The 25652-nt window shown below is 65.8% G+C and carries 28 protein-coding genes and 1 tRNA gene; 12 read left to right on the forward strand and 17 right to left on the reverse strand.

Going from position 1 to position 25652, the window contains the following annotated elements:
* Position 1: 1 nt before the first annotated feature.
* The gene (locus tag CCUG20998_RS25745; protein WP_036457066.1) at positions 2 to 1636 is read right to left on the reverse strand and encodes a peptide ABC transporter substrate-binding protein; all 1635 of its coding nucleotides are present in this window, start codon (positions 1634 to 1636) and stop codon (positions 2 to 4) included.
* A gap of 170 nt (positions 1637 to 1806) precedes the next feature.
* Here CCUG20998_RS25745 and acs point away from each other — a divergent pair, with 170 nt between their 5' ends.
* Complete coding sequence (gene acs / locus CCUG20998_RS25750) at positions 1807 to 3789, forward strand: acetate--CoA ligase (RefSeq protein WP_373145730.1); 1983 nt, start codon at positions 1807 to 1809, stop codon at positions 3787 to 3789.
* 8 nt (positions 3790 to 3797) lie between these two features.
* Here the strand turns inward: acs and CCUG20998_RS25755 are convergent, their stop codons facing one another.
* Positions 3798 to 4496, reverse strand: coding sequence for a chymotrypsin family serine protease (locus tag CCUG20998_RS25755; protein ID WP_012396673.1), 699 nt, complete (start codon positions 4494 to 4496; stop codon positions 3798 to 3800).
* Positions 4497 to 4721: 225 nt separating this feature from the next.
* Between CCUG20998_RS25755 and CCUG20998_RS25760 the strand changes: the two genes are divergently transcribed.
* On the forward strand, positions 4722 to 5240 hold the full coding sequence (locus CCUG20998_RS25760; RefSeq protein ID WP_020730903.1) for a phage holin family protein: 519 nt from the start codon (positions 4722 to 4724) through the stop codon (positions 5238 to 5240).
* Positions 5241 to 6206 (forward strand): alpha/beta fold hydrolase, encoded by a 966-nt coding sequence (locus CCUG20998_RS25765; RefSeq protein ID WP_015357497.1) that lies wholly within the window; start codon positions 5241 to 5243, stop codon positions 6204 to 6206.
* Here the strand turns inward: CCUG20998_RS25765 and marP are convergent.
* Genes marP through nth form a run of 4 tightly spaced genes read right to left on the reverse strand, consistent with a single transcriptional unit; the run spans position 6199 to position 9557 of the window.
* The gene (gene marP, locus CCUG20998_RS25770; RefSeq protein ID WP_020726844.1) at positions 6199 to 7392 is read right to left on the reverse strand and encodes an acid resistance serine protease MarP; all 1194 of its coding nucleotides are present in this window, start codon (positions 7390 to 7392) and stop codon (positions 6199 to 6201) included. The two genes, CCUG20998_RS25765 and marP, sit on opposite strands and share 8 nt — an antisense overlap.
* 5 nt (positions 7393 to 7397) lie before the next feature.
* The gene (locus CCUG20998_RS25775) at positions 7398 to 8195 is read right to left on the reverse strand and encodes an NUDIX hydrolase (RefSeq protein ID WP_036451171.1); all 798 of its coding nucleotides are present in this window, start codon (positions 8193 to 8195) and stop codon (positions 7398 to 7400) included.
* 17 nt (positions 8196 to 8212) lie between these two features.
* Positions 8213 to 8866, reverse strand: a complete 654-nt coding sequence (locus CCUG20998_RS25780) for a TlpA family protein disulfide reductase (RefSeq protein WP_020730904.1) — start codon at positions 8864 to 8866, stop codon at positions 8213 to 8215.
* Positions 8867 to 8876: 10 nt separating this feature from the next.
* Positions 8877 to 9557: an endonuclease III gene (gene nth, locus CCUG20998_RS25785; RefSeq protein ID WP_020730905.1), complete on the reverse strand. Its 681-nt coding sequence runs from the start codon at positions 9555 to 9557 to the stop codon at positions 8877 to 8879.
* Between the two features lie 173 nt (positions 9558 to 9730).
* Between nth and CCUG20998_RS25790 the strand changes: the two genes are divergently transcribed.
* On the forward strand, positions 9731 to 10099 hold the full coding sequence (locus tag CCUG20998_RS25790) for a hypothetical protein (RefSeq protein WP_012396680.1): 369 nt from the start codon (positions 9731 to 9733) through the stop codon (positions 10097 to 10099).
* A 98-nt stretch (positions 10100 to 10197) separates the two neighbouring features.
* Complete coding sequence (gene crp / locus CCUG20998_RS25795) at positions 10198 to 10872, forward strand: cAMP-activated global transcriptional regulator CRP (protein WP_103653967.1); 675 nt, start codon at positions 10198 to 10200, stop codon at positions 10870 to 10872.
* Here crp and CCUG20998_RS25800 read toward each other — a convergent pair.
* From CCUG20998_RS25800 to CCUG20998_RS25810, 3 genes are read right to left on the reverse strand one after another with little or no spacing between them, the layout of a single operon-like run.
* Positions 10869 to 11675: an MBL fold metallo-hydrolase gene (locus CCUG20998_RS25800; protein ID WP_012396682.1), complete on the reverse strand. Its 807-nt coding sequence runs from the start codon at positions 11673 to 11675 to the stop codon at positions 10869 to 10871. The genes crp and CCUG20998_RS25800 overlap by 4 nt on opposite strands.
* Before the next feature lie 5 nt (positions 11676 to 11680).
* Positions 11681 to 12136, reverse strand: coding sequence for a RidA family protein (locus CCUG20998_RS25805; protein ID WP_011741882.1), 456 nt, complete (start codon positions 12134 to 12136; stop codon positions 11681 to 11683).
* Positions 12137 to 12157: 21 nt separating this feature from the next.
* Positions 12158 to 12319, reverse strand: a complete 162-nt coding sequence (locus tag CCUG20998_RS25810) for a Sp36 family protein (RefSeq protein ID WP_020730906.1) — start codon at positions 12317 to 12319, stop codon at positions 12158 to 12160.
* 76 nt (positions 12320 to 12395) lie between these two features.
* On the opposite strand from CCUG20998_RS25810, the gene bagA reads away from it, so the two are divergent.
* Positions 12396 to 13418, forward strand: coding sequence for an ATPase BagA (gene bagA, locus CCUG20998_RS25815; protein ID WP_012396684.1), 1023 nt, complete (start codon positions 12396 to 12398; stop codon positions 13416 to 13418).
* Positions 13415 to 14593, forward strand: a complete 1179-nt coding sequence (gene bagB / locus CCUG20998_RS25820) for an ATPase BagB (protein WP_036456740.1) — start codon at positions 13415 to 13417, stop codon at positions 14591 to 14593. Before bagA ends, bagB begins: the two co-directional genes overlap by 4 nt.
* Before the next feature lie 130 nt (positions 14594 to 14723).
* Here the strand turns inward: bagB and CCUG20998_RS25825 are convergent, their stop codons facing one another.
* Positions 14724 to 15074 (reverse strand): WhiB family transcriptional regulator, encoded by a 351-nt coding sequence (locus CCUG20998_RS25825; RefSeq protein ID WP_012396686.1) that lies wholly within the window; start codon positions 15072 to 15074, stop codon positions 14724 to 14726.
* Positions 15075 to 15434: 360 nt separating this feature from the next.
* On the opposite strand from CCUG20998_RS25825, the gene ponA2 reads away from it, so the two are divergent.
* The 4 genes from ponA2 (at position 15435) to CCUG20998_RS25845 (ending at position 20163) form a co-directional block, all read left to right on the forward strand.
* A complete protein-coding gene (ponA2, locus tag CCUG20998_RS25830; RefSeq protein ID WP_012396687.1) occupies positions 15435 to 17846 on the forward strand; it encodes a transglycosylase/D,D-transpeptidase PonA2 in 2412 nt (803 codons plus the stop codon).
* Positions 17847 to 17912: 66 nt separating this feature from the next.
* Positions 17913 to 18926, forward strand: a complete 1014-nt coding sequence (locus tag CCUG20998_RS25835; RefSeq protein ID WP_020730909.1) for a metallophosphoesterase — start codon at positions 17913 to 17915, stop codon at positions 18924 to 18926.
* The gene (cds1, locus tag CCUG20998_RS25840) at positions 18923 to 20029 is read left to right on the forward strand and encodes an L-cysteine desulfhydrase Cds1 (protein ID WP_012396688.1); all 1107 of its coding nucleotides are present in this window, start codon (positions 18923 to 18925) and stop codon (positions 20027 to 20029) included. The genes CCUG20998_RS25835 and cds1 overlap by 4 nt, the downstream gene beginning before the upstream one ends.
* A gap of 60 nt (positions 20030 to 20089) precedes the next feature.
* A tRNA-Pro gene (locus CCUG20998_RS25845) sits at positions 20090 to 20163 on the forward strand.
* 36 nt (positions 20164 to 20199) lie between these two features.
* Here CCUG20998_RS25845 and CCUG20998_RS25850 read toward each other — a convergent pair.
* From CCUG20998_RS25850 to CCUG20998_RS25880, 7 genes are all read right to left on the reverse strand, one after another.
* The gene (locus CCUG20998_RS25850) at positions 20200 to 20451 is read right to left on the reverse strand and encodes a hypothetical protein (RefSeq protein ID WP_020730910.1); all 252 of its coding nucleotides are present in this window, start codon (positions 20449 to 20451) and stop codon (positions 20200 to 20202) included.
* 70 nt (positions 20452 to 20521) lie between these two features.
* Positions 20522 to 21892 carry a cytochrome P450 gene (locus CCUG20998_RS25855; RefSeq protein WP_103653968.1) on the reverse strand — a complete coding sequence of 457 codons (1371 nt, stop codon included), beginning with the start codon at positions 21890 to 21892 and terminating at the stop codon, positions 20522 to 20524.
* A gap of 39 nt (positions 21893 to 21931) precedes the next feature.
* Positions 21932 to 22243: a DUF4193 domain-containing protein gene (locus tag CCUG20998_RS25860; protein ID WP_020730912.1), complete on the reverse strand. Its 312-nt coding sequence runs from the start codon at positions 22241 to 22243 to the stop codon at positions 21932 to 21934.
* 89 nt (positions 22244 to 22332) lie between these two features.
* Positions 22333 to 22563 carry a hypothetical protein gene (locus tag CCUG20998_RS25865; protein WP_020730913.1) on the reverse strand — a complete coding sequence of 77 codons (231 nt, stop codon included), beginning with the start codon at positions 22561 to 22563 and terminating at the stop codon, positions 22333 to 22335.
* A gap of 170 nt (positions 22564 to 22733) precedes the next feature.
* Entirely contained in the window at positions 22734 to 23375 is a 642-nt protein-coding gene (locus CCUG20998_RS25870; RefSeq protein ID WP_231389790.1) for a PAS and ANTAR domain-containing protein, read from the reverse strand.
* Positions 23376 to 23623: 248 nt separating this feature from the next.
* Positions 23624 to 24133: a DUF6328 family protein gene (locus tag CCUG20998_RS25875; protein WP_012396694.1), complete on the reverse strand. Its 510-nt coding sequence runs from the start codon at positions 24131 to 24133 to the stop codon at positions 23624 to 23626.
* A gap of 71 nt (positions 24134 to 24204) precedes the next feature.
* Complete coding sequence (locus CCUG20998_RS25880) at positions 24205 to 24573, reverse strand: STAS domain-containing protein (protein WP_012396695.1); 369 nt, start codon at positions 24571 to 24573, stop codon at positions 24205 to 24207.
* Positions 24574 to 24732: 159 nt separating this feature from the next.
* Here CCUG20998_RS25880 and CCUG20998_RS25885 point away from each other — a divergent pair, with 159 nt between their 5' ends.
* Entirely contained in the window at positions 24733 to 25629 is an 897-nt protein-coding gene (locus CCUG20998_RS25885; RefSeq protein WP_012396696.1) for an STAS domain-containing protein, read from the forward strand.
* The last annotated feature ends 23 nt before the right edge of the window (positions 25630 to 25652 follow it).

Here is a 25652-nt window from a genome sequence, read left to right on the forward strand (position 1 = left end):
GTCAGGCCTTGACGAGGTTCTCGTAGTCGGGCAGACCGTTCCACGTCACCTGCACATTGCTGACCTCGGTGGACCACCCGACAACGGCGATGTAGTCCCACAGCGGGATCGTTGGCATGTCGTGAAAGAGGATTCGCTGCGCGACATTGGCCAGCCGATCGGCCTCCTGCAGGGTGGGCGCGGCCGCGGCAGCCGCCAGGGCGTCGTCAAACTCCTGGCTGGAATAGCCGACATCGTTGGATCCCGCACCGGTTCCGTATAGCGGAGCCAGGAACTCGATCATCGAGGGAAAGTCACCCTGCCACCCCGCGCGAAATGCGGTGTCGATGGTTCGGTTGGTGATCTGGGTGCGCAAACCCGCGAAGGTGGGCTGCGGCGCACCCATCGCGTCGATTCCCAGCACATTCTTGATGCTGTTGGCCACCGCGTCCACCCACTCCTGATGGCCGCTGTCGGCGTTGTAGGCGATGGCGTAGCTGCCGCTCCACGGTGAGATCGCGTTGGCCTGCGCCCAAAGTTGCCGCGCCCGCTGCGGGTTGAAGTCCAGGGCATCGTTACCCGGAATGTGGGGGTCGAATCCGGGCAATGACCGGGCCGTGAAATCGCGCGCGGCGCTGCGGGTTCCGTTGAAGATCTGCTGGCAGATCTGGGGCCGGTCGATGGCCGCCGACAGCGCCAACCTGCGCAACCGCCCCTCCTCCCCACCAAAATGTGCCAACCGCAACGGCGTATCTAGGGTCTGGTTTATCGCGGCAGGGCCGCTGGTGGCGTTGTCCCCGAGGTCGCGCCCATAGACGGTGAGCGCGCTGGACGGAATCGTATCCAGGACATCGAGATTGCCGGACAACAGATCGGAGTAGGCGGTTTCGAGGTTGGCGTAGAACTCGAAGCGCAGCCCTTTGTTGCGGGGTTTGCGATTGCCCCGGTAGTCCGGATTGGGCACCAGGTCGATCTTGACGTTGTGTTCCCACGCCGGTTCCTCGCCGCCACTGTCCAGCCGGTATGGGCCGTTGCCGATCGGGTTGCGGCCAAACGCGGCCATGTCCTTGAAGGCGGCCTCGGGCAGTGGATAGAACGAGCTATGTCCCAGGCTCAACATAAAATCGATGGTCGGCGCGCGCAGCCGCACGGTGAACTCCCGGTTGTTGACCACATGCAATCCCGACATCGTGGTCGGCTTTCCTTCCCCCGGCTCACCGGCCACCTCCTCGTATCCCTCGATCGGGCTGAAGAAGTGTTGTTGCAGTTGTGCATTCGCGCTCAGCGCCCCATAGTTCCAGGCGTCGACAAACGAATGCGCGGTTACCGGTGAGCCGTCAGTGAATCTCCAGCCGGGTTTGAGAAGGATCCGGTAGTTGACGTTGTCGGTGGTGTCGATCGACTGCGCCACCTCCAGCGACGGCTTGCCCTTGGCGTCATAGGACACCAGGCCGGCGAACAGGCGGTCGATGATGCGACCGCCGTAGCTGTCGTTGGTGCCGGTCGGGATCAGGGGGTTCGGCGGCTCCCCACCGTTGACCAGCACCAGATCGGGGCTGAGCACGCCGCCGCCGCAGGCCACCACCGGTGAGACCGCCAGCAACACGGCGGCGACGACTGCCAGGGTGGCCCGCATCCGCCGCATGACAGCGACCATACTGGCCCCCGCGGCGCCGCCGAGTAGAGCGCCGGGCAGCCGGCTCATTGTCATCGGTGCCGTCCTGATGGCGATCGGCGCGTTGGCGATATCGCGGCGACGTTCCCCCAGGCCATCAGTGGCATTTACATCTCGGCGAGTTAGGCTCACGCCGAGCGAAGAAGAGCTCGATGAAGCTCAACATAGGAGACCCGCCAGTGACCGCCACCAGTGCTGAAGAACCGTCGTCCTACCCTCCCCCGGCCGAGTTCATCGAGCAGGCGAACGCCCTCGCCGAGTTGTACCGCGAGGCCGAAGAGGACCGGCTCGCATTCTGGGCCAAACAGGCCGACCGGTTGTCCTGGGCCACCCCATTCGGTGAGGTCCTGGACTGGTCGGATGCGCCGTTCGCCAAATGGTTTGTCGGCGGCAAGCTCAACGTCGCTTACAACTGCGTGGATCGCCATGTCGAGGCCGGCAACGGGGATCGCGTCGCGATCCACTGGGTAGGCGAGCCGATCGAGGACAGCCGCACGCTGACCTACGCCGATCTGCAGGCCGAAGTATCCAAGGCGGCCAACGCGCTGACCGGCCTCGGCCTGGTGGCCGGCGACCGGGTCGCCATCTATCTGCCGTTGATCCCCGAGGCCGTGATCGCGATGCTGGCCTGCGCGCGGCTGGGAATCATGCACAGCGTGGTCTTCGGCGGTTTTACCGCCAACGCTCTACACGCCCGGATCGTCGACGCCCAGGCCAAGCTGCTGATCACGAGCGACGGGCAGTTCCGTCGCGGCCATCCGGCTCCGCTCAAGGACGCGGCCGACGAGGCGGTCAGTCAGCCGGACAGCCCCGTCGAGCATGTCCTGGTGGTGCGGCGCACCGGAATCGACGTGTCCTGGAACGACGAACGCGACCTGTGGTGGCATGACGTCGTCGACTCGGCGTCACCCGAACACACACCGGAGCCCTTCGACGCCGAGCAGCCACTGTTTCTGCTGTACACGTCGGGGACCACGGGCAAGCCCAAGGGCATCGTGCACACCAGCGGCGGCTACCTCACCCAGTGCTGTTACACGGTGCACACCATCTTCGACGTCAAGCCCGCGACCGACGTGTTCTGGTGCACCGCCGACATCGGCTGGGTCACCGGCCACACCTATGGCGTGTACGGTCCGCTGGCCAACGGCATCACCGAGGTCCTCTACGAGGGCACCCCCAATACGCCCGACGAACACCGTCACTTCCAGATCATCGAAAAATACGGTGTCACAATCTATTACACCGCCCCGACGCTGATTCGCACCTTCATGAAATGGGGCCGCGCGATCCCGGACGCACATAACCTGTCCAGCCTGCGGCTGCTGGGCTCGGTCGGCGAACCGATCAACCCCGAGGCCTGGCGCTGGTACCGCGACGTCGTCGGCGCCGGAAACACGCCGATTGTGGACACCTGGTGGCAGACCGAGACCGGCTCGGCGATGATCTCACCGCTGCCCGGGATCGCGGCGGCAAAACCCGGGTCGGCGATGACTCCGCTGCCCGGCATCTCGGCCAAGGTGGTCGACGATCATGGCGATCCGCTGGCCCCGGAGACCGATGAGGGCACGCACGTCACCGGCTACCTGGTCCTGGACCAGCCATGGCCATCGATGCTGCGCGGCATCTGGGGCGACCCCGCGCGATTCCACTACGCCTACTGGTCGAAGTTCGAGGACAAGGGCTACTACTTCGCCGGGGACGGGGCCCGCCTCGACTCCGACGGGGCGATCTGGGTGCTGGGCCGTATCGATGACGTGATGAACGTGTCCGGGCACCGCATCTCCACCGCGGAGGTGGAATCGGCACTCGTCGGTCACCCGGGTGTGGCTGAGGCGGCGGTCGTCGGGGTGGTCGACGACACCACCACGCAGGCCATCTGCGCGTTCGTCGTGCTACGCGGCAACTACGAGCAGCACGACGGGACCAGCGACGAGTTGCGCGCCGAGGTGGCCGAGGCGATCTCGCCCATCGCCCGCCCACGGGAGGTCCACGTGGTGCCGGAGCTGCCCAAGACCCGCAGCGGCAAGATCATGCGGCGGCTGCTGCGTGACATCGCCGAAAAGCGTGAGCTCGGCGATACCTCGACACTGCTCGATCCCACGGTGTTCGACGCGATTCGCAACGCCGCCAAATAGCTCAGGCCTCAGCCCGGTACTGGGACGAACCCCGATCCGGGCCGGTTCTTGGCCGCGATGTCGTCCAGGTCGGCGTTCATCGACATCACCACGGCGGGGGTGTGCAGCGGGATGTATTTGGTGATGCAGGTGGGCAGGCTGTCACTGAACGCGCCATGAATCATCCCGACCAGCATGTTGTTGACCGTCACCGGCGCCCCGGAGTCGCCGGGGCCGCCACAGACCTGCATCAGGATGGTTCCGGGATCCTGGCCCGGCCCCCAGGTCACCCCGCAGGAGTTGCCCGTAGTGCGGCCCTGCTTGCACGCGATCTGCCCGAAGGTGGGGTCCGGGCCGATGCCGTTGATCGCAAAGTCGTTGAAGTTGGCCACCGGTGTCACCTTGGCCGGATCGAACTTGATCACCGCATAGTCAAGGCTGTCGTTGCCGGCAACCATGGTGCCCACCACGCCCTTGTCTTCGGCCCCTTCGGCGGCGACCGGGGCGCCGGGACCCCCGCAGTGCGCGGAGCTGAAACCGATGAGATCGCCGTTCTTGTCGTGCCCGATGGTGGTCAGGGTGCACAAAGTGCCCCCGTTGACGACGATGCCGGCACCGCCACCCAACGGAACCTTGTCGTCGGCAGCCGCGGCGTTGGCGGGCCCGAACACAAGGGCCAAGAGCACGGTCACGATCGCCGACGAAATGCGGCGGTGTGCCGTCTGCAAAGTGGTACTCCCGTCGGCTGGTCAAACATCAGAACAGATGCGCCAGTGTAGATGATCGCGGGACCTGCCCCGTTGCTGTTGGAATGGTGCGCAAGCGTCAATTAACCGGCTTGATCCGGCCCCGTCCCGCGCGGTGATCGACTCGCCTCGTACGGCACCGAAGCGCATGGCAACATAATCCGCGACGACCGCCAAACCGCGGCCGTCAAATCGAGAGGACCGTCTGTGAGCAAACCTGATCGCAAGAACGGTGTGCCCAGCACGCTGACCACGATTCCGTTGGCGGACCCGCATGCCATGCCGGCTGAGCCGTCGATCGGCGACCTGATCAAAGACGCGACAACTCAGATGTCGACGCTGGTGCGGGCCGAGGTGGAACTGGCGCGCGCCGAGATCACGCGTGATGTCAAGAAGGGCCTGACGGGCAGCGTTTTCTTCATCGCCGCCCTGGTGGTGCTGTTCTACTCCACCTTTTTCTTGTTCTTTTTCCTCGCCGAGTTGCTCGACACCTGGCTATGGCGTTGGGTGGCGTTTCTCATCGTGTTCGGCCTCATGGTTTTGACCACTGGCATGCTCGCCTTGCTGGGTTTCTTGAAAGTCCGCCGGATCCGAGGACCACGACAAACCATCGAGTCGGTCAAGGAGACCCGCACCGCGCTGATTCCGGGCCACGACAAGTCCATCGCGGTCGAACCCTCCGCCCCCGCGCCCGGCAAGCCGGTCACCGATCCTTCGGGTTGGTAAATGCCCGCACCAGATCCGTCGATCACCCGCATCGACGGGCCATGGCGCCATCTGGACATCCACGCCAACGGCATCCGGTTTCATGTGGTCGAGGCCGTCCCGGCCGGCCAGCGCGATAACGCACCGAGCACCACCCAGCCCCTGGTGATGCTGTTGCACGGGTTCGGGTCGTTTTGGTGGTCCTGGCGTCATCAGCTGCGCGGGCTCACCGGTGCCCGGGTGGTCGCCGTCGACCTGCGCGGTTACGGCGGCAGCGACAAACCGCCCCGCGGCTATGACGGCTGGACCCTGGCCGGCGATACGGCCGGACTGATCCGTGCGCTCGGACATTCCTCGGCCACCCTGGTCGGCCACGCTGACGGCGGGCTGGCTTGCTGGACCACCGCGCTACTGCATCCCCGATTGGTGCGCGCCATCGCGTTGATCAGCTCACCGCACCCGGCCGCGCTGCGGCGATCCACCCTGACCAGGCGCGATCAGGGGCGCGCGCTGTTGCCGACGTTGTTGCGCTACCAGGTGCCGCTGTGGCCCGAGCGTTTGCTGACCCGGGATAACGCCGAGGAAATCGAACGGCTGATCCGCAGCCGCACCAGCGCCAAATGGGCGGCCTCGGAAGATTTCTCGCAGAGCATCGGCTATCTGCGGCGGGCCATCCAGATCCCGGCCGCCGCGCACTGCGCACTGGAGTACCAGCGCTGGGCGGTGCGCAGCCAGCTACGCGGGGAAGGCCACCGATTCATGCGCTCCATGAATCAACGCCCCGGCGTCCCCATCTTGCACCTACGCGGCGACGCCGATCCCTACGTCCTGGCCGCCCCGGTGGAGCGCACCCAACGTTATGCACCGCACGGACGCTACGTGTCGGTCGCCGGCGTGGGCCATTACAGCCATGAGGAAGCGCCCGAAGAGATCAACCGGCACCTGATGCGGTTTTTCGAGCAGACCCGCGACGCGCGGCTCAGCTGACGCAGGATCCGGTGGCGACGCGCTCGGTAGCGCCGATCCTGGCCAGCTGACTGGCCACCTCGCCGGAGGTGAGGACAAACCCGGTGTCCGGGTCGTCGACCGCCGCGCCGAACACCACGCCAAGCACTTGGCCGTTGAGATCAATCAGCGGCCCGCCCGAATCACCTTGCTCCACGTTGGCCCTGATGGTGTAGACGTCGCGGGTCACCGGCTGCGGGTTGCGGTAGATGTCGGGGCCGCTGAGTCGGATGGCCTCGCGAATCCTGGCCGGAGTCGCGGTGAAATTCCCGCCGCCGGGATAACCCAGCACCACCACGTTGGTACCGGTTGGCGCTTCCCGCTCGGCGAAGATCAGTGGTGGCGGCGGCAAACCCGGCACGGCCAGGATCGCGATGTCCACCGAGGGGTCATAGGAGACCACCGTGGCATCCAGCGGCTTGCCGCTGGCAAACACCTGCACACTGTTGGCCCCCGCCACCACGTGGGCATTGGTCATCACCCGGTCCGGCGCGATCACGAAGCCGCTGCCTTCGAGCACCTTCTGGCAACTCGGCGCCAAGCTGCGGATCTTGAGCACGCTTGGCGCGGTGGCCTCGACCACCGGATTTCGCGCCAGCGCCGGATCTGGCGAGGCGACCGGAATGACCGGGGTGCGACTGAACGGCTCCAAGACGGCCGGCAGACCCGACGTGTTCAGCAACCCCGAGAGTCGCTTGGGCACCGTCTTGAGCCAGGTGGGCGCCACCTCGTTGACCTGAGCCAGTACCCGCGAACCACGGACCGCCGCCGCCAGCTCCGGTTGATCCTTGGACTGTGTCAACGGCGTCGCCAACAACCACGCCGCGGTCAGCACCACAACGAGCTGCACTCCGACCCCGATGACGGAGTCGATCACTCGAATCGGCCGGTTACGGATCGCGCCGCGGACGGCCCGTCCCAGCACCACGCCGGCGACCTCGCCGACCACCACCAGCCCCAAGATCAGGAACAGCGCGGCGAAAAGTTTTGCCCGCGGGGCGTTGATGTGGCTGACGATATGGGGCGCCAGCAACACACCCGCGATCGCACCCAGCAGCACACCGGCGAAGGACAGCATCGAGCCCAGAGCGCCGGAGCGCCAGCCGGAGACAGCGGCGATGAAGGCGACCGCCAAGACGGCGATGTCCAGCCACTGTGACGGGGTCATCGAGTTCATCGCAGCCCACCCTGCTCGCCGACCAGCGCCATCGCGTCATCCAGCTCACGCAGGTCGCTGGTATCCCAGGGCTCCGACCACCCCGCAACATCAAGCACTGCCGAAATCACCTGGCCAGTGAATCCCCAAACCAGCATTTGATTCAGCAGAAACGCCGGTCCGGCCCAGCGCCGGCTCAACGTACGCCGGTACACCATCAGCCGGTTGGCCGGATTGATGAAGGCTCGGACCGGAACTCGCGCCACGATCGCCGTTTCGGCCTCGTTGATGACGTTCACCGGACCGGGATCGGCCGAGTAGGCCAGGACCGGAACGACGTGGAAGCGCGAGGGCGCAATGAAGGTCCGCTCCATGGTGACCAGGGGATGAAGCCTGCTGACGTCGAGCCCGGTTTCTTCGTGGGCCTCACGCAAGGCGGTGGCAACCGGCCCGTCGTCGCCGGGATCGGACGCACCTCCGGGAAAGGCCGCCTGACCGGCATGGTGGCGCAACGTCGACGCTCGCACCGTCAGCAGCAGGTCGGCATCGGTGGGCACCCGGCCGTCGGCCGACTCCGGACCCGAGAACAGCACCAGAACCGCGGCATCGCGCTCGTCGCGACGCAACGATGCGGTCGAGCTGGCTGCGGTCACCATCGCCAACACGTCGGCCGGCAGCCGCCGCCGAACCGCATCGGGCACCCGATCGATGTTGTCGACCAGTGGGCGCAGCCAGGACGGACCGACCTCAGGAGTCAGGGCAACGGTCGCGTTCACCGGTGCCTCCTTGTCGGGCTGGTCGGGCCGGTCGGGCAGGTTAGGCCAAGCGCTCGTCACGCCGGGTTTCCGACCGCAGCCGCAATCTCGTCGGCGCTGCCGAAAGCTCGCGGCAGGGTTTGGGCCACGCTACCGTCCGGCCGCAGGAGCACAGTCGCGGGCATCACATTCGCGACCCCCAGCGCGGCCGCCACCTTGCGGCGGCCATCTTGCAGGGTCGGCAACCGAACGCCGAGGTCGGCCAATTCCACCAGCGCGGCGGCTTCATTCTCGTCCTGGTGAACGGTCAGCACGGTCACCTCGGATCCAACGCGTCGCTGGTACTCGACCAACGCCGGCAATTCGGCCGTGCACTCCGCGCACCAATACGCCCACAGATTGAGCAGCACCCGGCGGCCGGCCACGGCGGAGGCGACATCGACGGGCGCACCGTTGGCCGCGCATTCCACCACCACACCCTGCAACCGGGCCGGGCCGGGACCAGCGCCGCCGGCCGGACAGGGCGGCAGGTTCGCGCGCCGTCGTGGCCCGGCCAGGGCAGCCGGCGTGTCAGCATCACGATGTTCACGCGCGACCGGCGCACCGGTGTGCCCCGCCGGCCCGGAACCCTCACGCAGCTGGGCGGCCAACGCGATTATCAGCGCGACCACTACCGCCAGCACCGCAATGGTCCAGCGAGCCCCAGGTGTCAGCCGCGTCAGCTCCGGCACTATCGCGCGGTCACAGCCCGGCCATGGCCAGTAGGTGCTCGGTCTCCGGACCCTGCACGAGTGGCGCGGCGAGCAGCGGCTCCGTGGGACCGAGCCCATAGGAGGGGCAATCCTTGGCCAGCACGCACACGCCGCACGCCGGTTTGCGAGCGTGGCAGACGCGGCGACCGTGGAAGATCACCCGGTGGCTCAACAGCGTCCACTCCTTGCGCTCGATCAGCTCGCCGACCGCGTGTTCCACCTTGACCGGGTCTTCTTCGGCGGTCCAGCGCCACCGTCGCGCCAGTCGGCCGAAGTGGGTGTCCACGGTGATCCCGGGAACGTCGAAGGCATTGCCCAAGATGACGTTGGCCGTCTTGCGCCCGACCCCGGGCAGCGTCACCAGCTCCTCCATGGTGGCCGGCACCTGGCCGTCGAACCGCTCGACGAGAGCTTGCCCGAGGCCGATGAGAGAGTTCGCCTTGTTACGGTAGAAACCAGTGGGGCGGATGAGGTTTTCCAATTCGGCGCGATCGGCCTGGGCGTAATCCAGCGCTGTCTGGTATTTCGCGAACAAGTCCGGCGTCGTCAAATTCACCCGCTTGTCCGTGCTCTGCGCCGAAAGAATCGTGGCCACCGCCAACTCCAGCGGCGAGGTGAAGTCCAGCTCGCAGTACACGTGGGGAAACGCTTGTGCCAGTTTGCGATTCATCCGACGCGCCCGCCGCACCAAGGCTGTCCGGGTCTCTTCGGACCAGCGCTTGGGTAACTTGGGGGTGGACGCATTCGCGGTGGGCTTGGACTCCCCAGACGCCTTTGCCACGCTCACCTACGACAGAGTACTGATTTCGTGATCTCGCTGAGACCTGGTGTTGATTCGAAGCCGTGTTTACTCTCCTTGTGTCATGGTTGCTGGTCGCGGGTATTCCGGCGTTGCTGATTCTGACGACGCTCGGTCTGGGTCGGCTGGAGGTAGCGCTGTCCGACGACACCGTGAGCGCTTCCGACGTCGCCGAGTTTCTCGACCACGCTCGGGCCGTCGACGTACGCACGTTGGCCCGCGAGGGGATGCCCGAAGCATTGGAATATCTGCATCGGCGCCAAGCGCTGGCTCTCAGCGACGCCTCGGCACCAAGGGCCCTGACCGGGAAGCATCACGCCGTGCCCGGGGTGGAAGGCGCGTTCAACCACCTGCACGCCCAGTTGCGGACCAATCCGCAGTTTACGTCGACCCGACACGTGAATCGTGTGTAGCGTTGGCACGTCGTACTGATTGGCATAACCTTTAGACTCGGCAACGGTCAACAGATTGGCCCGCCCATATCACTTCGTTGGAAAGCTGAAGAGGCAACGTGGACGAGATCCTGGCAAGGGCAGGAATCTTCCAAGGGGTTGAACCCGGCGCGGTCGCAGCATTAACCAAACAACTGCAGCCCGTTGACTTCCCCCGCGGACACACGGTTTTCGCTGAAGGTGAGCCCGGTGATCGGCTGTACATCATCGTCGCCGGCAAAGTGAAAATCGGACGTAGGTCGCCGGACGGCAGGGAGAACCTGCTGACCATCATGGGACCGTCCGACATGTTCGGTGAGTTGTCGATCTTCGACCCCGGACCTCGGACCTCCAGCGCGACCACAATCACCGAGGTGCGGGCGGTGTCAATGGACCGCGACGCGCTGCGGGCATGGATCGCCGATCGGCCGGAGATCGCCGAGCAGCTGCTGCGGGTTCTGGCCCGCCGGCTGCGCCGGACCAACAACAACCTGGCCGACCTCATCTTCACCAACGTGCCCGGCCGGGTGGCCAAGCAGCTGTTGCAGCTCGCGCAGCGCTTCGGCACCCAAGAGGGCGGCGCCATGCGGGTCACCCACGACTTGACTCAGGAGGAGATCGCCCAGCTGGTGGGCGCTTCCCGGGAAACGGTCAACAAGGCGCTGGCCGACTTCGCACATCGGGGCTGGATCCGCCTGGAGGGCAAGAGCGTGCTCATCTCGGACTCCGAACGGCTGGCCCGCCGAGCCCGCTAGGACGGGCTCCCGGCTTGGTGCAGATGGTTCAGCTGCACCTGAACCGACCACTCGGCGGCATCCCAGAGCTTCTCGTCGACGTCGACGTAGACGTGTTCGACGATCTGGCGAGCGCTGGCTTGCTCGCCGAGCTCCCGTAGCGCCGAGCGAACCTGCTCGAGCCGCTCCTGGCGGTGCGCCAGGTATCCCTGCGCGACGATCCGAATGTCGGCCAGGTCCGGCCCATGGCCGGGCAGGACCATGCGCGGCCCCAGACCGCGGAGCCGATGCAGCGATTCCAGGTATTCGGACAGGCTGCCGTCCTGCTTGTCCAGGACGGTCGTCCCCCGCCCCAACACGCTGTCGGCGGTGAGCACGGCATCCTCGAGCACGAACGACAGCGAGTCCGCGGTGTGTCCCGGGGTGGCCAACACGGTGATTTTCAGCCCGCCGGCATCGATGACCTCACCGTCGCTCAACGCCACCGGGTCACCGCGCAGGAACTGGGGATCGGCGGCGCGCACGGGCGCACCGGTGCGCTCGAACAGCTTGTCGATGCCGTCGGTGTGATCGCCATGGCGGTGACTGATCAGCACCAGCGCGATGCGGCCCAGCGCGGCGATTCGGGCAATGTGCTCGTCGTCGGCCGGCCCGGGATCGACGACAACCAGTTCGTCACTGCGTGGGCCGCGGAGCACCCAGGTGTTGGTGCCCTCCAGGGTCAGCAGACCCGGGTTATCGGCAACCAGGACCGAGGCAAGGTCGGTGACCGGCCGTAACCGGCCGTATGCAGGATGCGTCAGCGACCCAGCTGTCTCGGACACGGCGGCTAGCCGACCTCCACGATCAGCTCGACCTCTACCGGGGCGTCCAACGGCAACTCCGCGACACCGACCGCCGAACGCGCGTGCACGCCCTTGTCGCCAAACACCTCGGCAAGCAGATCCGAGGCACCGTTGATGACGTTGGGCTGACCGTGAAAGCCCGGCGCGGAGGCGACGAACCCGACGACCTTGACCACCCGGGTCACCGAATCGATGTCCACCAGCGAGTTCACCGCGGCCAGCGCGTTGAGCGCGCAGACGCGCGCCAGCGCCTTACCTTCCTCCGGTGTGACGTTGGCGCCGACCTTGCCGGTGCCGAGGAGCTTTCCGGCTTCCAAGGGCAGCTGCCCCGCGGTGTAGATGAGATTGCCGGTGCGTACCGCGGGGACGTAGGCCGCCAGCGGCGCCGCCACCTGCGGAAGCGTGATACCCAGTTCGGCGAGCCGGGATGTAGCGTTCATCAGAATCAAGACCCTTTACTTCTACTTCGGACGCTTCAGGTAGGCGACGTGCTGCTCACCGGTTGGGCCGGGCAGCACCGCCACCAGCTCCCAGCCATCGGCTCCCCATTGATCGAGGATCTGTTTGGTGGCGTGCGTGAGCAGCGGAACCGTCGCGTACTCCCATGTGGTGGTTTGGGTCATAGCGCGAGCTTATCGGTCGAACTTGAAAACCTTCGGCCAGGCCGGTTCCCATACGGGCCGGTAGGGCTAGCATGCGATGGTGGCAAACACATCTAGCGGCAGCGGTTCCGTCGGGTGGCCATCGCGCTTGTCGAAGGCCCGCTTGCACTTTGTAACCGGCAAGGGCGGCACCGGAAAGTCCACGATCGCGGCGGCTCTCGCACTTACCCTAGCAGCGGGGGGCCGCAAGGTCCTTCTCGTCGAAGTCGAAGGGCGCCAAGGCATTGCGCAGCTCTTCGACGTTCCGCCGCTGCCATACCAAGAAGTCAAGATCGCGACCGCCGAACGTGGCGGTCAGGTCAATGCACTGGCGATTGACATCGAGGCCGCCTTCCTGGAGTACCTCGAGATGTTCTACAACCTGGGCATCGCGGGCCGGGCAATGCGCCGGATCGGTGCCATCGAATTCGCCACCACGATCGCACCCGGCCTGCGTGACGTGCTACTCACCGGAAAGATCAAAGAGACGGTGGTCCGCGTCGATAAAAACAGGCTGCCGGTCTATGACGCGATCGTTGTCGATTCGCCCCCGACCGGCCGGATCGCGCGCTTCCTCGACGTCACCAAGGCCGTCTCCGACCTGGCCAAGGGCGGGCCGGTGCATTCGCAGGCCGAGGGCGTGGTGAACCTGCTGCACTCCGACCAGACCGCCATCCATTTGGTGACCCTGCTGGAAGCGCTGCCCGTGCAGGAGACGCTGGAAGCCATCGAAGAGCTGGCCGAGATGGAATTGCCGATCGGCAGCGTGATCGTGAACCGAAATATTCCGGCCTATCTGGATCCCGGGGACCTCGCCAAGGCCGCCGAGGGAGACGTCGACGCGGACTCGGTGCGGTCCGGGCTGGCAATGGCCGGAATTGAGCTCGCGGATGCCGATTTCGCCGGGCTGCTGACCGAAACCATCGAACACGCGACCCGAATCACCGCGCGTGCCGAGACGGCGCAGCAACTCGACGCCCTGCAAGTGGCGCGACTGGAACTACCGACAATCTCCGATGGAGTCGACTTGGGCAGCTTGTACGAGCTTTCGGAATCACTTGCACAGCAGGGGGTTCGATGAGTAGCGTGCCGAAAACTCTTGACATGGCGGCCATCTTGGCCGACACCGCCAACCGCGTGGTGGTGTGCTGCGGGGCCGGAGGCGTCGGCAAGACCACCACCGCTGCGGCGATCGCGTTGCGAGCGGCCGAATATGGCCGCACCGTGGTCGTCCTGACCATCGACCCCGCCAAGCGACTGGCACAGGCGCTGGGCGTCAATGATCTCGGCAACGTGCCCCAACGAGTGCCGTTGGCCCCCGAGGTCTCCGGTGAGCTGCACGCGATGATGCTCGACATGCGCCGAACGTTCGACGAAATGGTGATCCAGTACTCCGGATCCGAACGGGCACAATCGATTCTGGACAACCAGTTCTATCAAACCGTCGCTACGTCCCTTGCCGGCACGCAGGAATACATGGCAATGGAAAAGCTGGGACAGCTGCTGGCCCAGGACCGGTGGGACCTGGTGGTGGTGGACACCCCGCCGTCGCGCAATGCTCTTGATTTCCTGGATGCACCCAAGCGCCTGGGCAGCTTCATGGACAGCCGCCTGTGGCGGCTACTGCTCGCTCCCGGCCGAGGCATTGGCCGCTTGGTGACGGGCGTGATGGGCCTGGCCATGAAGGCCATGTCGACGGTGCTCGGTTCGAGGATGCTCGGCGATGCGGCCGATTTTGTGCAGTCACTGGATGCGACCTTTGGCGGCTTTCGGGAGAAGGCCGACCGGACCTACGCCCTGCTGAAGCGCCGCGGCACCCAGTTTGTGGTGGTGTCGGCGGCCGAACCCGACGCGCTGCGCGAGGCGTCTTTCTTTGTGGACCGACTCTCGGAAGAAAGCATGCCGCTGGCCGGACTGGTGTTGAACCGCACCCATCCGACCCTGTGCGGGCTGCCGGCCGAACGGGCCATCGACGCAACCGAAACTTTGGACGAGGAGCATGCCGATTCGGAGACGGCCGCGCTGACGGCGGCGGTGCTGCGCATCCACGCCGACCGGGCACAGACAGCCAAGCGCGAGATTCGGTTGCTGTCCCGATTCACCGGAGCCAATCCGCATGTGCCGATCATCGGCGTGCCGTCGCTGCCATTCGACGTTTCCGACTTGGACGCCCTGCGCGCACTCGCCGATCAGATCACCGCCGCCGGCAATGGCGGGGGCGCTACACCAGCCCGTCAGGACCGACCGCGACGGTAGGTCCAATTGGGCACACGCCAGTTCCTATTGGGCACAAGACAATTAGAGTGCATCCAACCGGCGCGTGTAACAAAAAAGTAATCAGGAAGGGACTGCCCGCCGTTGCGCTGACCCCCCGGTCACGTGCGCCCTATCCGACGCTGCGGCGCTTGCGCTTCTCGAAGTAGTCCGACCACGAGACCACCTCGGGATGCTGCTTGAGGAGCGCCCGGCGCTGCCGCTCGGTCATGCCGCCCCAGACGCCGAACTCGACCTTGTTGTCGAGCGCGTCGGCGCCGCATTCCTGCATCACCGGGCAGTGCCGGCAAATCACCGCGGCCTTGCGCTGTGCGGCCCCACGAACAAAGAGTTCGTCCGGGTCGGTAGCCCGGCAGAGCGCCTTTGATACCCAGTTGATCCGTTCTTCAGCCTCGCCAGTGCTCAGTAGGTTCTGAGCCGACGTTAGGTTTGCCCTTCCATCAACAGGACGAATTCCCGACACGAGCTGATCCCTTCCTCCCAGCCGCTTACGCGACCGCCCACCTCGGGTACCAGCCGATGTTGCGACGAACGACACACTGTCCACATCGGTGTTACCTGAATCTCACTGCGTATATAAGTTAGGTGGTCAGCTGGCAATTGCGCAACAGTCCGATAACGGATTTTTTGGGACGATCGTCCCGAGTTGTGCCAATCGGCCGGGGGAAACAGTCCGCATTGGTCCCCGTTTTTGCCCCTGACCTGTGACGCGAGCGCAAATATTGGCTCTACCCCCGGCGACACGCCGGCCCACCTCGGGCAAAAAGTTTTTTTCGATCGCGCGGCGCGGAGGCGTGACAAGGGGGCCGCTACTGTAGTACGCATGTCCGAGCGTCCCCCGGCCGCACTCACCCTGCTCAAGCTCTCAGGGTTCTGTCTGCTCGCCAGCATCGTCGCCGCGGCGCTGATGTTTCCCTTTGCCGGCGGCATCGGTCTGATGTCCAACCGGGCCTCCGAAGTAGTGGCCAACGGGTCGGCGCAGCTGCTGCAGGGCGAAGTCCCCGCGGTATCGACCATGGTCGACGCGAAGGGCAACACGATCGCGTGGCTGTATTCGCAACGCCGCTTCGAGGTCCCCAGCGACAAGATCGCCAACACCATGAAGCTGGCGATCGTCTCGATCGAGGACAAGCGCTTCGCCGAACACAACGGCGTCGACTGGAAAGGCACCCTGACCGGGTTGGCCGGCTACGCCTCGGGCGACCTCGACACCCGGGGTGGGTCCACGATCGAGCAGCAGTACATCAAGAACTACCAGTTGTTGGTGACGGCCCAGACCGACGCCGAGAAGCGGGCGGCCGTCGAAACCACCCCGGCGCGCAAGCTGCGCGAGATCCGGATGGCCCTCACCCTCGACAAGACCTTCACCAAGCCCGAGATCCTGACCCGCTACCTGAATCTGGTGTCCTTCGGGAACAACTCATTCGGCGTGCAGGACGCGGCCCAGACCTACTTCGGCATCAACGCTTCGGAGCTGAACTGGCAGCAATCCGCGCTGCTGGCGGGCATGGTGCAGTCCACCAGCACGCTCAATCCCTACACCAACCCCGACGGTGCGCTGGCACGGCGCAACCTGGTCCTGGACACCATGATCCAGAACATCCCGTCGGAGGCCGACGCACTGCGCGCCGCCAAGGCCGAGCCGCTGGGGATCCTGCCGCAACCCAACGAGCTGCCCCGGGGCTGCATCGCCGCGGGCGATCGCGCCTTCTTCTGCGATTACGTCCAGGAGTACCTATCGCGCGCCGGAATCAGCAAGGAACAGCTGGCCAGGGGCGGCTATCTGATTCGCACCACGCTGGACCCCGACGTCCAGGTCCCGGTCAAGGCGGCCATCGACAAGTTCGCCAGCCCGACCCTGCCCGGTATCTCCAGCGTGATGAGCGTCATCAAGCCTGGCAAGGAGTCTCACCAGGTGCTCGCGATGGCCAGCAACCGTAAGTACGGCCTGGACATCAACGCCGGCGAAACCATGCGACCGCAGCCGTTCTCCCTGGTCGGCGATGGCGCCGGGTCGATCTTCAAGATCTTCACCACGGCCGCCGCCCTGGACATGGGCATGGGCATCAATGCCCAACTCGATGTACCGGGCCGGTTCCAGGGCAAGGGCCTGGGCAGCGGTGGGGCCAAGGGCTGCCCCAAGGACACCTGGTGCGTGATCAACGCCGGTAACTACCGCGGTTCCATGAGCGTGACCGACGCGCTGGCCACCTCGCCCAACACCGCCTTCGCCAAGCTGATCTCGCAGGTCGGTGTGTCGCGCACCGTGGACATGGCCATCAAGCTCGGACTGCGCTCCTACGCCAATCCCGGCACCGCCCGCGACTACAACCCGGACAGCAACGAGAGTCTGGCCGACTTCGTCAAGCGCCAGAACATCGGTTCCTTCACCCTGGGCCCGATCGAGGTCAACGCGCTGGAACTGTCCAACGTCGCGGCCACCTTGGCCTCCGGTGGCGTGTGGTGCCCGCCTAACCCGGTCGACAAGCTGATCGACCGCAACGGCAACGAGGTTGCCGTCACCACCGAAACATGTGACCAGGTGGTGCCCGAGGGCCTGGCCAACACGCTGGCCAACGCGATGAGCAAGGACGCGGTGGGCGGCGGCACGGCGTCGGGTTCGGCTGGCGCGGCCGGCTGGAGCCTGCCGGTGTCCGGTAAGACCGGCACCACAGAGGCCCACCGGTCAGCCGGATTCGTCGGCTTCACCAACCGGTACGCGGCCGCGAACTACATCTACGACGACTCGACCAATCCGACGGATCTGTGTTCGGGGCCGCTGCGCCATTGCGGCAACGGCGACCTGTACGGCGGCAACGAGCCGGCCCGTACCTGGTTCACCGCGCTGAAGCCGATCGCCACCGACTTCGGCGAGGTGCAGCTGCCGCCCACCGATCCGCGCTATGTGGACGGCGCGCCCGGCTCTCGGGTACCCAGCGTGGCGGGTCTGGACGTGGACCAGGCACGCCAGCGCCTCAAGGACGCGGGATTCCAGGTCGCCGATCAACCCAACGCGGTCAACAGCAGCGCCCGATACGGCGAGGTGGTCGGCACCTCCCCGAGCGGCCAGACCATCCCCGGGTCGATCATCACGATCCAAATCAGCAACGGCATCCCGCCGGCACCGCCGCCGCCGCCGGAAGGTGAACCGCCGCCCCCGGTCGGGTCGCAGGTCGTGGAGATTCCCGGCTTGCCGCCGATCACGATTCCGCTGCTGGCACCGCCGCCTCCCTAGGCCTACCTAGCCGATGTGGCGACCCGCCACGAGCGAGTAGGCGGCGAGCCGCAGTATCCTGCCTGCATGGCTTATGCCCAACCTCCGATCACCAAGCTGCTCCCTGGGCCGCTTAGCGGCCGGCACCGGGCCGCGTCCGTTCTGCTGCGCGGCGGTGCCCTCGCGCTCGGCTCGACGGTCGCCGGGGTCGGCTATGCCTCACTCATCGAACGCAATGCGTTCGTCCTGCGTGAGGTCACGATGCCGGTCTTAAGCCCGGGCTCCACGCCGCTGCGCGTGCTGCACCTCAGTGACCTTCATATGCTGCCCAACCAGCGACGCAAACAAGCCTGGTTGCGCGAGCTGGCCAGCTGGGAGCCCGATCTGGTGGTCAACACCGGAGACAACCTGGCCCACCCCAAGGCGGTGCCGGCGGTCGTGCAAACCCTGGGCGACCTGCTGGCCAGGCCGGGGGTGTTCGTTTTCGGCAGCAACGACTACTTCGGGCCGCGCCTGAAGAACCCGGCGAACTACTTGATCAACCCCGGCCACCGGGTTCGCGGCGAACCCCTGCCCTGGCAGGATCTGCGCGCGGCGTTCACCGAGCGCGGCTGGCTCGACCTCACCCACACCCGGCGCGAGTTCGAGGTGGCCGGCCTGCACATCGCGGCGGCGGGGGTGGATGACCCGCACATCAATCGGGACCGCTACGACGCGATCGCTGGCCCGGCGAGCCCGGCCGCCAACCTGCGGCTGGGGCTCACGCATTCGCCGGAGCCCCGGGTGCTGGACCGCTTCGCGGCCGATGGCTACCAGCTGGTGATGGCCGGCCACACCCACGGCGGGCAGCTGTGCCTGCCGTTCTACGGGGCCCTGGTAACCAACTGCGGGCTGGATCGCACCCGGGCCAAGGGCGCATCCCAGTGGGGCGCGAACATGCGCCTACACGTCTCGGCAGGGATCGGCACGTCCCCGTTTGCCCCGGTTCGCTTCTGCTGCCGGCCCGAGGCGACCCTGCTGACGCTGATCGCCGCCCCGATGGGCGGCCGAGATTCCAGCAGCAACCTGGACCGCTCCCAACCAACCATGTCGATCCGTTGAGCGGGCAGGCTCGCGTTGCGGTCCGCAGTCTGGCCCGGGATTGGACGGACAATGCTGTCCGGCTGATCGAGGCAGACGCCCGCCGCAGCGCCGACACACACCTGCTGCGCTACCCGCTACCCTCGGCGTGGAGCAACGACGCGAACGTCGAGTTGTATCTCAAGGACGAGACGACTCACATCACCGGCAGCCTCAAACACCGGCTGGCTCGGTCGCTGTTCCTGTACGCGTTGTGCAACGGCTGGATCGGCGAAGGCACCACGGTCGTCGAGGCGTCCTCGGGTTCCACGGCCGTCTCCGAGGCGTATTTCGCGGCCCTGCTGGGTCTGCCGTTCGTTGCCGTGATGCCGGCCGCGACCAGCGCCTCCAAGATTGCGCTGATCGAGGCGCAAGGCGGCCGATGCCATTTCGTGGAGAACTCCAGCCAGGTCTACGCCGAGGCCGAGCGGGTCGCCAAGGAAACCGGCGGCCACTACCTGGACCAGTTCACCAACGCCGAGCGTGCCACCGACTGGCGCGGCAACAACAACATCGCCGAGTCGATCTTCGCGCAAATGGGCGAGGAACAGCACCCCATTCCGGAATGGATCGTGGTGGGGGCGGGCACCGGCGGCACCAGCGCGACGATCGGCCGCTACATCCGCTATCGCCGGCACACGACCCGACTGTGCGTGGTGGACCCGGAGAACTCCGCGTTCTTCCCCGCCTACGCCGAGGACCGCTACGACATCGTGATGCCCAAGTCTTCTCGGATCGAGGGCATCGGCCGCCCGCGGGTTGAGCCGTCGTTTCTGCCCGGTGTGGTCGATTGCATGGTCTCTGTGCCCGATGCCGCCTCAATCGCGGCAGCACGCCACGTGAGCGCCGTTCTGGGCCGTCGGGTGGGTCCGTCCACGGGCACCAATCTGTGGGGCGCGTTCGGCCTGCTGGCCGAGATGGTCGCCGACGGCCGCAGCGGCTCGGTGGTCACCTTGCTCGCCGACAGTGGCGATCGCTACGCCGAGACCTATTTCAACGACGAATGGGTCAGCGCTCAGGGGCTGGATCCGACCGATCCGGCCCAGGCCTTGGTCGAGTTCGAGCGCTCGTGCGCCTGGAACTAGCCTCTGGCCAGCTGTTTAGTGAGTTGGTGGGCCGGTGCGATAGGCTGTCGTGGCTTCAAGCGGGGTGTGGCGCAGCTTGGTAGCGCGCTTCGTTCGGGACGAAGAGGCCGTGGGTTCGAATCCCGCCACCCCGACTCAGGTCATCGCAGGTCTGTCTCGGCTCTTAGCCGCTAGACGACATGCCAGTGGGCCAGTGCGAATAGCACCGCGACCCAGCCTGCCGACATGACCAGGCCGGCGATAGCCTCGCCTCGGCCCTGATCCGAGTTCTTGCTGTCTGCCAGCGCGGCGATCGCGCAGATGACGCTCAAAACGACCGCACCGACCATGCCGAAAGCCAGCGCGGCCGAAGCATAGACGTTCGTCTCGCGGACCGGCGCCCCCGACGAAGCGGATGCGGGCTGCACGTCGATGGTGGTCATAGCTGCTGTTCCCTTCATGGCGGACAGTTCCGTTGCTGTCACCAGACTCGGGGCCCGCGCTTGGAGGGTTCTAAACGGATTCTTGGAGCCGGGGCCGGAAGCGCACTCGGGTGCCGTGGCGGGGAGCCAGCATGATGGAGCGCCGCACGATGCGCTCGGGCGCCTCGTCGACGGCCGTGAACTGCCCCTCCCGCAACAACACGTGCAGCACGGTCACCAACTCCCGCATGGAAAAAGCGGCGCCCAGACAGCGTTTGGCGCCCCCGCCGAACGGAACCCAGGCATAGGTTTGCGGCCGCGTGCCCAGGAACCGCTCGGGACGAAACCGGTTCGGCTGCTCATACACGTCGGGGTTGCGGTTGATTGCGATCATGTGGACGACGATTCGGGTGCCGGGGTCGATGAGGTAGCCCCCGAGCCGGAACGGGCGCGCGGCAACGCGGGCCGTGAAAGGGGCTGGCGGCCGGACCCGCAGCGTCTCGTTGATCACCGCGGTGGTGAAGGTTTCCGTGCCGCCCTCGGCCTCCTCCTGGACGCGCCGCAGCGCATCGGGATGGTGTAGCAGCAGGTCGAAAACCCATGCCAGCGTCGTCGCGGTGGTTTCGTGGCCCGCCAGCATCAACGTGATGAGGTCGTCACGAATCTCTTGGTCAGACAGCTGTTCACCGTCATCGCCCCGGGCGCTGATCAGCAGCCCCAGGATGTCGCGCTGTTCGGTGCGGCCAAGGCCATTGCGCCGCTGCGCGATCAGCGGCATGACGACGTTCTCGATCTCCCGGTAGGCGCGCGCCCGCTGTGGCCATACCCGCAACGCTCCCGCTCGGCGCAGCGCATAGCGGACGGTCAGTTGCTCGGAAACCCCAAGGTCCAGGAGGCGTTCGAAAGGCCGGCCCAGCCGCCGCACCTCGTCGGGATCGTCGACACCGAAGATGACCTTGACGATCACATCCAACATCAGCGCCCGGGCCGCCCCAAGCAGCTCAAAGGGACGATCGACGGGCCAATCGCGCATCGCCGCGCGGGTGGACTCCTCGATGATCGGCACGTAACGGCCCAGCGCCGTGCCGTGCAGTGGCGGCGTCAGGAGCTTGCGCCGCCGCAGGTGTTCGGGCTCTTCCTGGACGAACATCGAACCCGCCCCGTAGATCGCCGCCGCGGGTCCCACTCCCTCGCCGCCCAGGAGCACGTCGGGCGGCGCGGTGAAGACTTCTTTGACCAGCGCCGGGTCCGAGACGATCGCCACGTCTCCCAGGCTGAGGATGGGCATCGTCATGATCGGCCCGTAGCGCCGGATCAATCGCAGCATTCGCCGCTCGCCACCAACCAGGTATGCGACCGCGTAGGCGGCCGCGAACACCGTACGCAAGCGGCGCGGGGCAGGTAGGCCGGGCGGTCGGCGCAGAGCCGGCGGTGTGCGCGCCGAGGGAGCGGATGCAGGCACCCTAACGACCCAACACGGCGCCTACCGCGGGGTCAAGAATCACACACAGTCGGCACAGATCGGGAGCTGACCGATCGAACTGCGCAACCGGCTGCGATGCTGCACCAAATAGCAGCACGAGCAGATGAACTCGTCGCTGCGTTGCGGAATCACCGCGACCGACAGTTCCTCGCCGGACAGATCCGCACCCGGGGGTTCGAAGACGGGCGCCGCATTGGGGTCGTCGTCGACGGCATCGATGGTCGCGGTCGACGACCTCGGCAAAGCGGGTGCCAGCTCGCGCAGGCCGGACGGATCGGCGGCGTCGGAATCAGGTATGCGGCGGGCATCGTAATCGCTGGCGGTCGGCATCGGCGGTCCTTCCTGCAGAGTGACCGGGCTACACACCGGATGTGATTACCCGTGGCACGTGCAGTACCCCGATCAGCCGCGGGCCACACCTAGGCGCGTACGCGCGCCGGAATGCGGCGGCTGCGCGACGCCGCAGCCAGCCCGAGCCAGGGGGCCACAATCGCAACGCCGAGCGTTGTGGACGCGATCCCCACTTGCCCGATTCCCAACGCGATCAGGCCGATCACCAGACCGATCACCCAAACACCTGCCGCAATCAAGCCCGACACGCTCGTGCCGGTCTCGCCGGGGGCCGGCTCCAGCCGGTCATCAACCCGCACGACGCTATTCCCGGTGCAAATCATGCTCACTCCCAGCAGGGACGATCAAACGCGGACCATGGGCAGCGCACATCGACGGGCAGCTTACATATCCTATGGACACTATTGCCACATAGTCCAATCTGAGACTGGTCTATACGCCGGCTGTGATGTCGCTGAACTGCAACAGGTTAACCATGCCCGTTGCGGGCGGCGCACAACAGTTCCCCGACCGTGTCCGCGGCCTCGTTGAGCAGCGCGTTTCGCCCGTCGGGGTCGCCGACGACACGCTCGGCCAACAGCCGCAGCTTGGTGTTGGATTTCTGAGACCACTTGGCCAGCACCTGGAAAGCGGACTCGGCATCCAGCCGGTACTCATGCATCAGCATCCCGATGGCCTGATTGATGACCGCCCTTCGGGCGTTGACCGCGGTGACCGCTTGGGTCAACCGCTTTTGCATGTCGACCTCATATTGTTCGGTGATGTCGACATAGAACCCGGCAGTGCCGGCCAGCGACCCGTGACCGTCATAGAGCGGATTCGCCAGCACCACGACGATGTGTACGACGCCACCCGTATCGATAATGCGAAACCGATTGCTGCATGGCTTTCCATAACGGCACACCTGGTCTACCAGTTCAGCGACGACCGCTTTGTCATCGGGATGCTTGTGCGCAACCAGTAGATCGGCGGTCGGCCTGACCCGACCCGGCTCATAGCCGTGCATCCGAGCCAGCTCATCTGACCATTCCCAGCGATCATCACGAGCGATGTAGCGGAAGCGCCCCACCCTTGACCAGCGATTCCACCGTAACGACGTACCCGCGCGCACCGGCTCAATCCATTCCGGAGCACGCCATCAGCGGCCCACATCGCTGGACTGCTGCGCCCTCCGCACTTTTCATTCCGGCCCCGCCGGCGTCTGCGCCCCAGATGGTCGCTCCCCCTTCTCCATTCGGCCAGCCAATCCCCAAACTGGCCGTTCCCCGGATCTTGCCCTTGCTTCTTCTATTCCCCCTGAGACCGGTAGCTCAACCGGAAATTACCCACCAAGACGACAACTCACACGCAACGAAACGATCAGTAGTCGGGAAGCTGCACGTCACGGGTGCGCAGCAGCAGCGGGACCAGCACCCAGAAGAGCGCAAAAAGTACCAGCGCGCACGACCCGGCGATGATGGCCGCGGTACGTCCGGACACCGCATCGAAGATGAGGGCGGTAACCCCGGTCAAAGCCAGCCCCAGCAGGACCAACCCGGCGTAGGCGCAGCGATGTGCCGCCGAAACCAGCACCACCAGACGGTGTCGCCGGAACAGTAACCGGTGCATGCCTACCGGGGCGACCAACAAGATCGTCGCGCCCACCGAGAACGCCACCGTCGCCAAATACACCGTGTGTAGCCCCAGAACCTCGAAGCGCTGCTGGAACGGCAGCATCAGCAGGAACCCGGTCAGCAGCTGAACCCCGGTCTGCACCACCCGCAGCTCCTGCAGCAGGCTGGTCCAGTTGCGGTCGAGCCGTTCCAGTTCGGTTTCCCGCCGCCGACGGTAATCCCAGCGTTGATCTCGTTCCGGATGATCGACATCCATGTTCGTGATCATCGCACCTGAGGGAACCCTCGGTGCCCGAAAACGCAAGTAGCCGAAGCGAAAAGCAGGCGCTAGCGGTTGAGCTTGCCGTCCCGCACGCCGGTCAATGCGTCATCGAGGGCGGGGTAGAGCGGGAAAGTCTTGTCCAGACCGGTCAGGTGAATCGGCCGCCTGGTCGCGGGCCCCTGTGCGACCACGCCGAACTCGGCCGCAGTGCCGAGCTTCTCGTAGGTCGCGGCCAGGATCTTCAGCCCCACCGAGCCGAGGAACTCCACCCCGGAAAGGTCGATGACCAGCGCAGTCGGGCTGTCGGCAACGACAGCGCCGATGGCTTCTTCGAGGGCCGGAGCAGTAACCAAATCAATTTCGCCGCCGATACTGAGCACGGTGACTCCATCGTGATCGGTGACCACGGCGGTGATCGAATCGGGAGCTGACAATGGCGGTCCTTTGTCCGAGCCTTCGGTGTGCTGCAAGCCTAACCTGCCTCACGAACTGCGAGAAGAAGAAGACCTCAACGCGTTCCACAGCGGCCTCCAGGCTAGTCTCGCCATATGACCAGCGCCCTGCGGAGCGCGGCGCGGCACTTGGGAGGCCAAATGTCAGATTCGCCGTCCGTCTTCAGCAGCAGCATCAGTACCAGCTCTGGGCCGATCGGCGTGTCTAGCGAAGGTTTGCTGCCGCAGCTGGTCGAGCATCTGCGGCAAAATCGAACCGCGTTGCGCGAGAAGTGGGCCCGCAGCATCACCGAGGCGCGGCTGCTCACGGCGATGACGCCGGACGAGATCTTTTCCGAAGCGACCGCGGTGTACGACAACTACGTCGAGGTGCTCGAGACCGGAAGCGTCGAGGCGTTGCAGGCCTACGCACGTGATCTCTCCGAACGCATCATTCCCAGGGGCGTGGAAACCGATGAGGTCGTCGGCATCGTCCTGTTGCTGCGCGACGTGCTGGCCCGCTCCCTGTTCGAGAAGTATCAGACGGACTTCGAGATGCTCAGCCGAGTTCTGGACGCTTACGAACCGGCGGCCAACCGCATCGCCAACACCGTCGCGGTGAGCTTCGTGCAGGAGCGTGAGCGCATCATCCGGCAGCAGCAGGAGGCGATCCGGGAGCTGTCCACGCCCGTGCTGCAGGTGCGCGAGCAACTGCTGATTCTGCCGATCATCGGAGTGCTGGACAGTCAGCGCGCCCGACAGGTCACCGAGCAACTGCTGCGGGCCATCCGGGCCAACCGCGCCAAGGTCGTGGTCATCGACGTGACCGGGGTGCCCGCCATCGACTCGACGGTGGCCAACCACCTGGTCCAAACCGTCGACGCATCCGGATTGATGGGCGCGAACGTGATCATCACCGGCTTGTCCTCCGAGATCGCACTGACGCTGGTGACAATCGGGCTCGACCTTTCGAAGATGAATGCCGTGGGCGATTTACAAGGGGGTATAGAGGAAGCCGAGCGGCTGCTGGGCTACGCAGTCACTCGCACCGGCGACTAGTCCGCACAGGTCGAGCCATCGAG

It is taken from the genome of Mycobacterium marinum (assembly GCF_003391395.1).
GTDB lineage: Bacteria > Actinomycetota > Actinomycetes > Mycobacteriales > Mycobacteriaceae > Mycobacterium > Mycobacterium marinum.

Excerpts from the sequence above, each read along its gene's own strand:
- CCUG20998_RS25745 (WP_036457066.1), bottom strand. The coding sequence starts at position 1,636 with ATGGTCGCTGTCATGCGGCGGATGCGGGCCACCCTGGCAGTCGTCGCC.
- acs (WP_373145730.1), top strand. The coding sequence starts at position 1,807 with ATGAAGCTCAACATAGGAGACCCGCCAGTGACCGCCACCAGTGCTGAA.
- CCUG20998_RS25765 (WP_015357497.1), top strand. The coding sequence starts at position 5,241 with ATGCCCGCACCAGATCCGTCGATCACCCGCATCGACGGGCCATGGCGC.
- marP (WP_020726844.1), bottom strand. The coding sequence starts at position 7,392 with ATGACCCCGTCACAGTGGCTGGACATCGCCGTCTTGGCGGTCGCCTTC.
- nth (WP_020730905.1), bottom strand. The coding sequence starts at position 9,557 with ATGAATCGCAAACTGGCACAAGCGTTTCCCCACGTGTACTGCGAGCTG.
- CCUG20998_RS25805 (WP_011741882.1), bottom strand. The coding sequence starts at position 12,136 with ATGAACGCTACATCCCGGCTCGCCGAACTGGGTATCACGCTTCCGCAG.
- CCUG20998_RS25810 (WP_020730906.1), bottom strand. The coding sequence starts at position 12,319 with ATGACCCAAACCACCACATGGGAGTACGCGACGGTTCCGCTGCTCACG.
- bagA (WP_012396684.1), top strand. The coding sequence starts at position 12,396 with ATGGTGGCAAACACATCTAGCGGCAGCGGTTCCGTCGGGTGGCCATCG.
- bagB (WP_036456740.1), top strand. The coding sequence starts at position 13,415 with ATGAGTAGCGTGCCGAAAACTCTTGACATGGCGGCCATCTTGGCCGAC.
- ponA2 (WP_012396687.1), top strand. The coding sequence starts at position 15,435 with ATGTCCGAGCGTCCCCCGGCCGCACTCACCCTGCTCAAGCTCTCAGGG.
- CCUG20998_RS25835 (WP_020730909.1), top strand. The coding sequence starts at position 17,913 with ATGGCTTATGCCCAACCTCCGATCACCAAGCTGCTCCCTGGGCCGCTT.
- CCUG20998_RS25850 (WP_020730910.1), bottom strand. The coding sequence starts at position 20,451 with ATGACCACCATCGACGTGCAGCCCGCATCCGCTTCGTCGGGGGCGCCG.
- CCUG20998_RS25860 (WP_020730912.1), bottom strand. The coding sequence starts at position 22,243 with ATGCCGACCGCCAGCGATTACGATGCCCGCCGCATACCTGATTCCGAC.
- CCUG20998_RS25875 (WP_012396694.1), bottom strand. The coding sequence starts at position 24,133 with ATGGATGTCGATCATCCGGAACGAGATCAACGCTGGGATTACCGTCGG.
- CCUG20998_RS25885 (WP_012396696.1), top strand. The coding sequence starts at position 24,733 with ATGTCAGATTCGCCGTCCGTCTTCAGCAGCAGCATCAGTACCAGCTCT.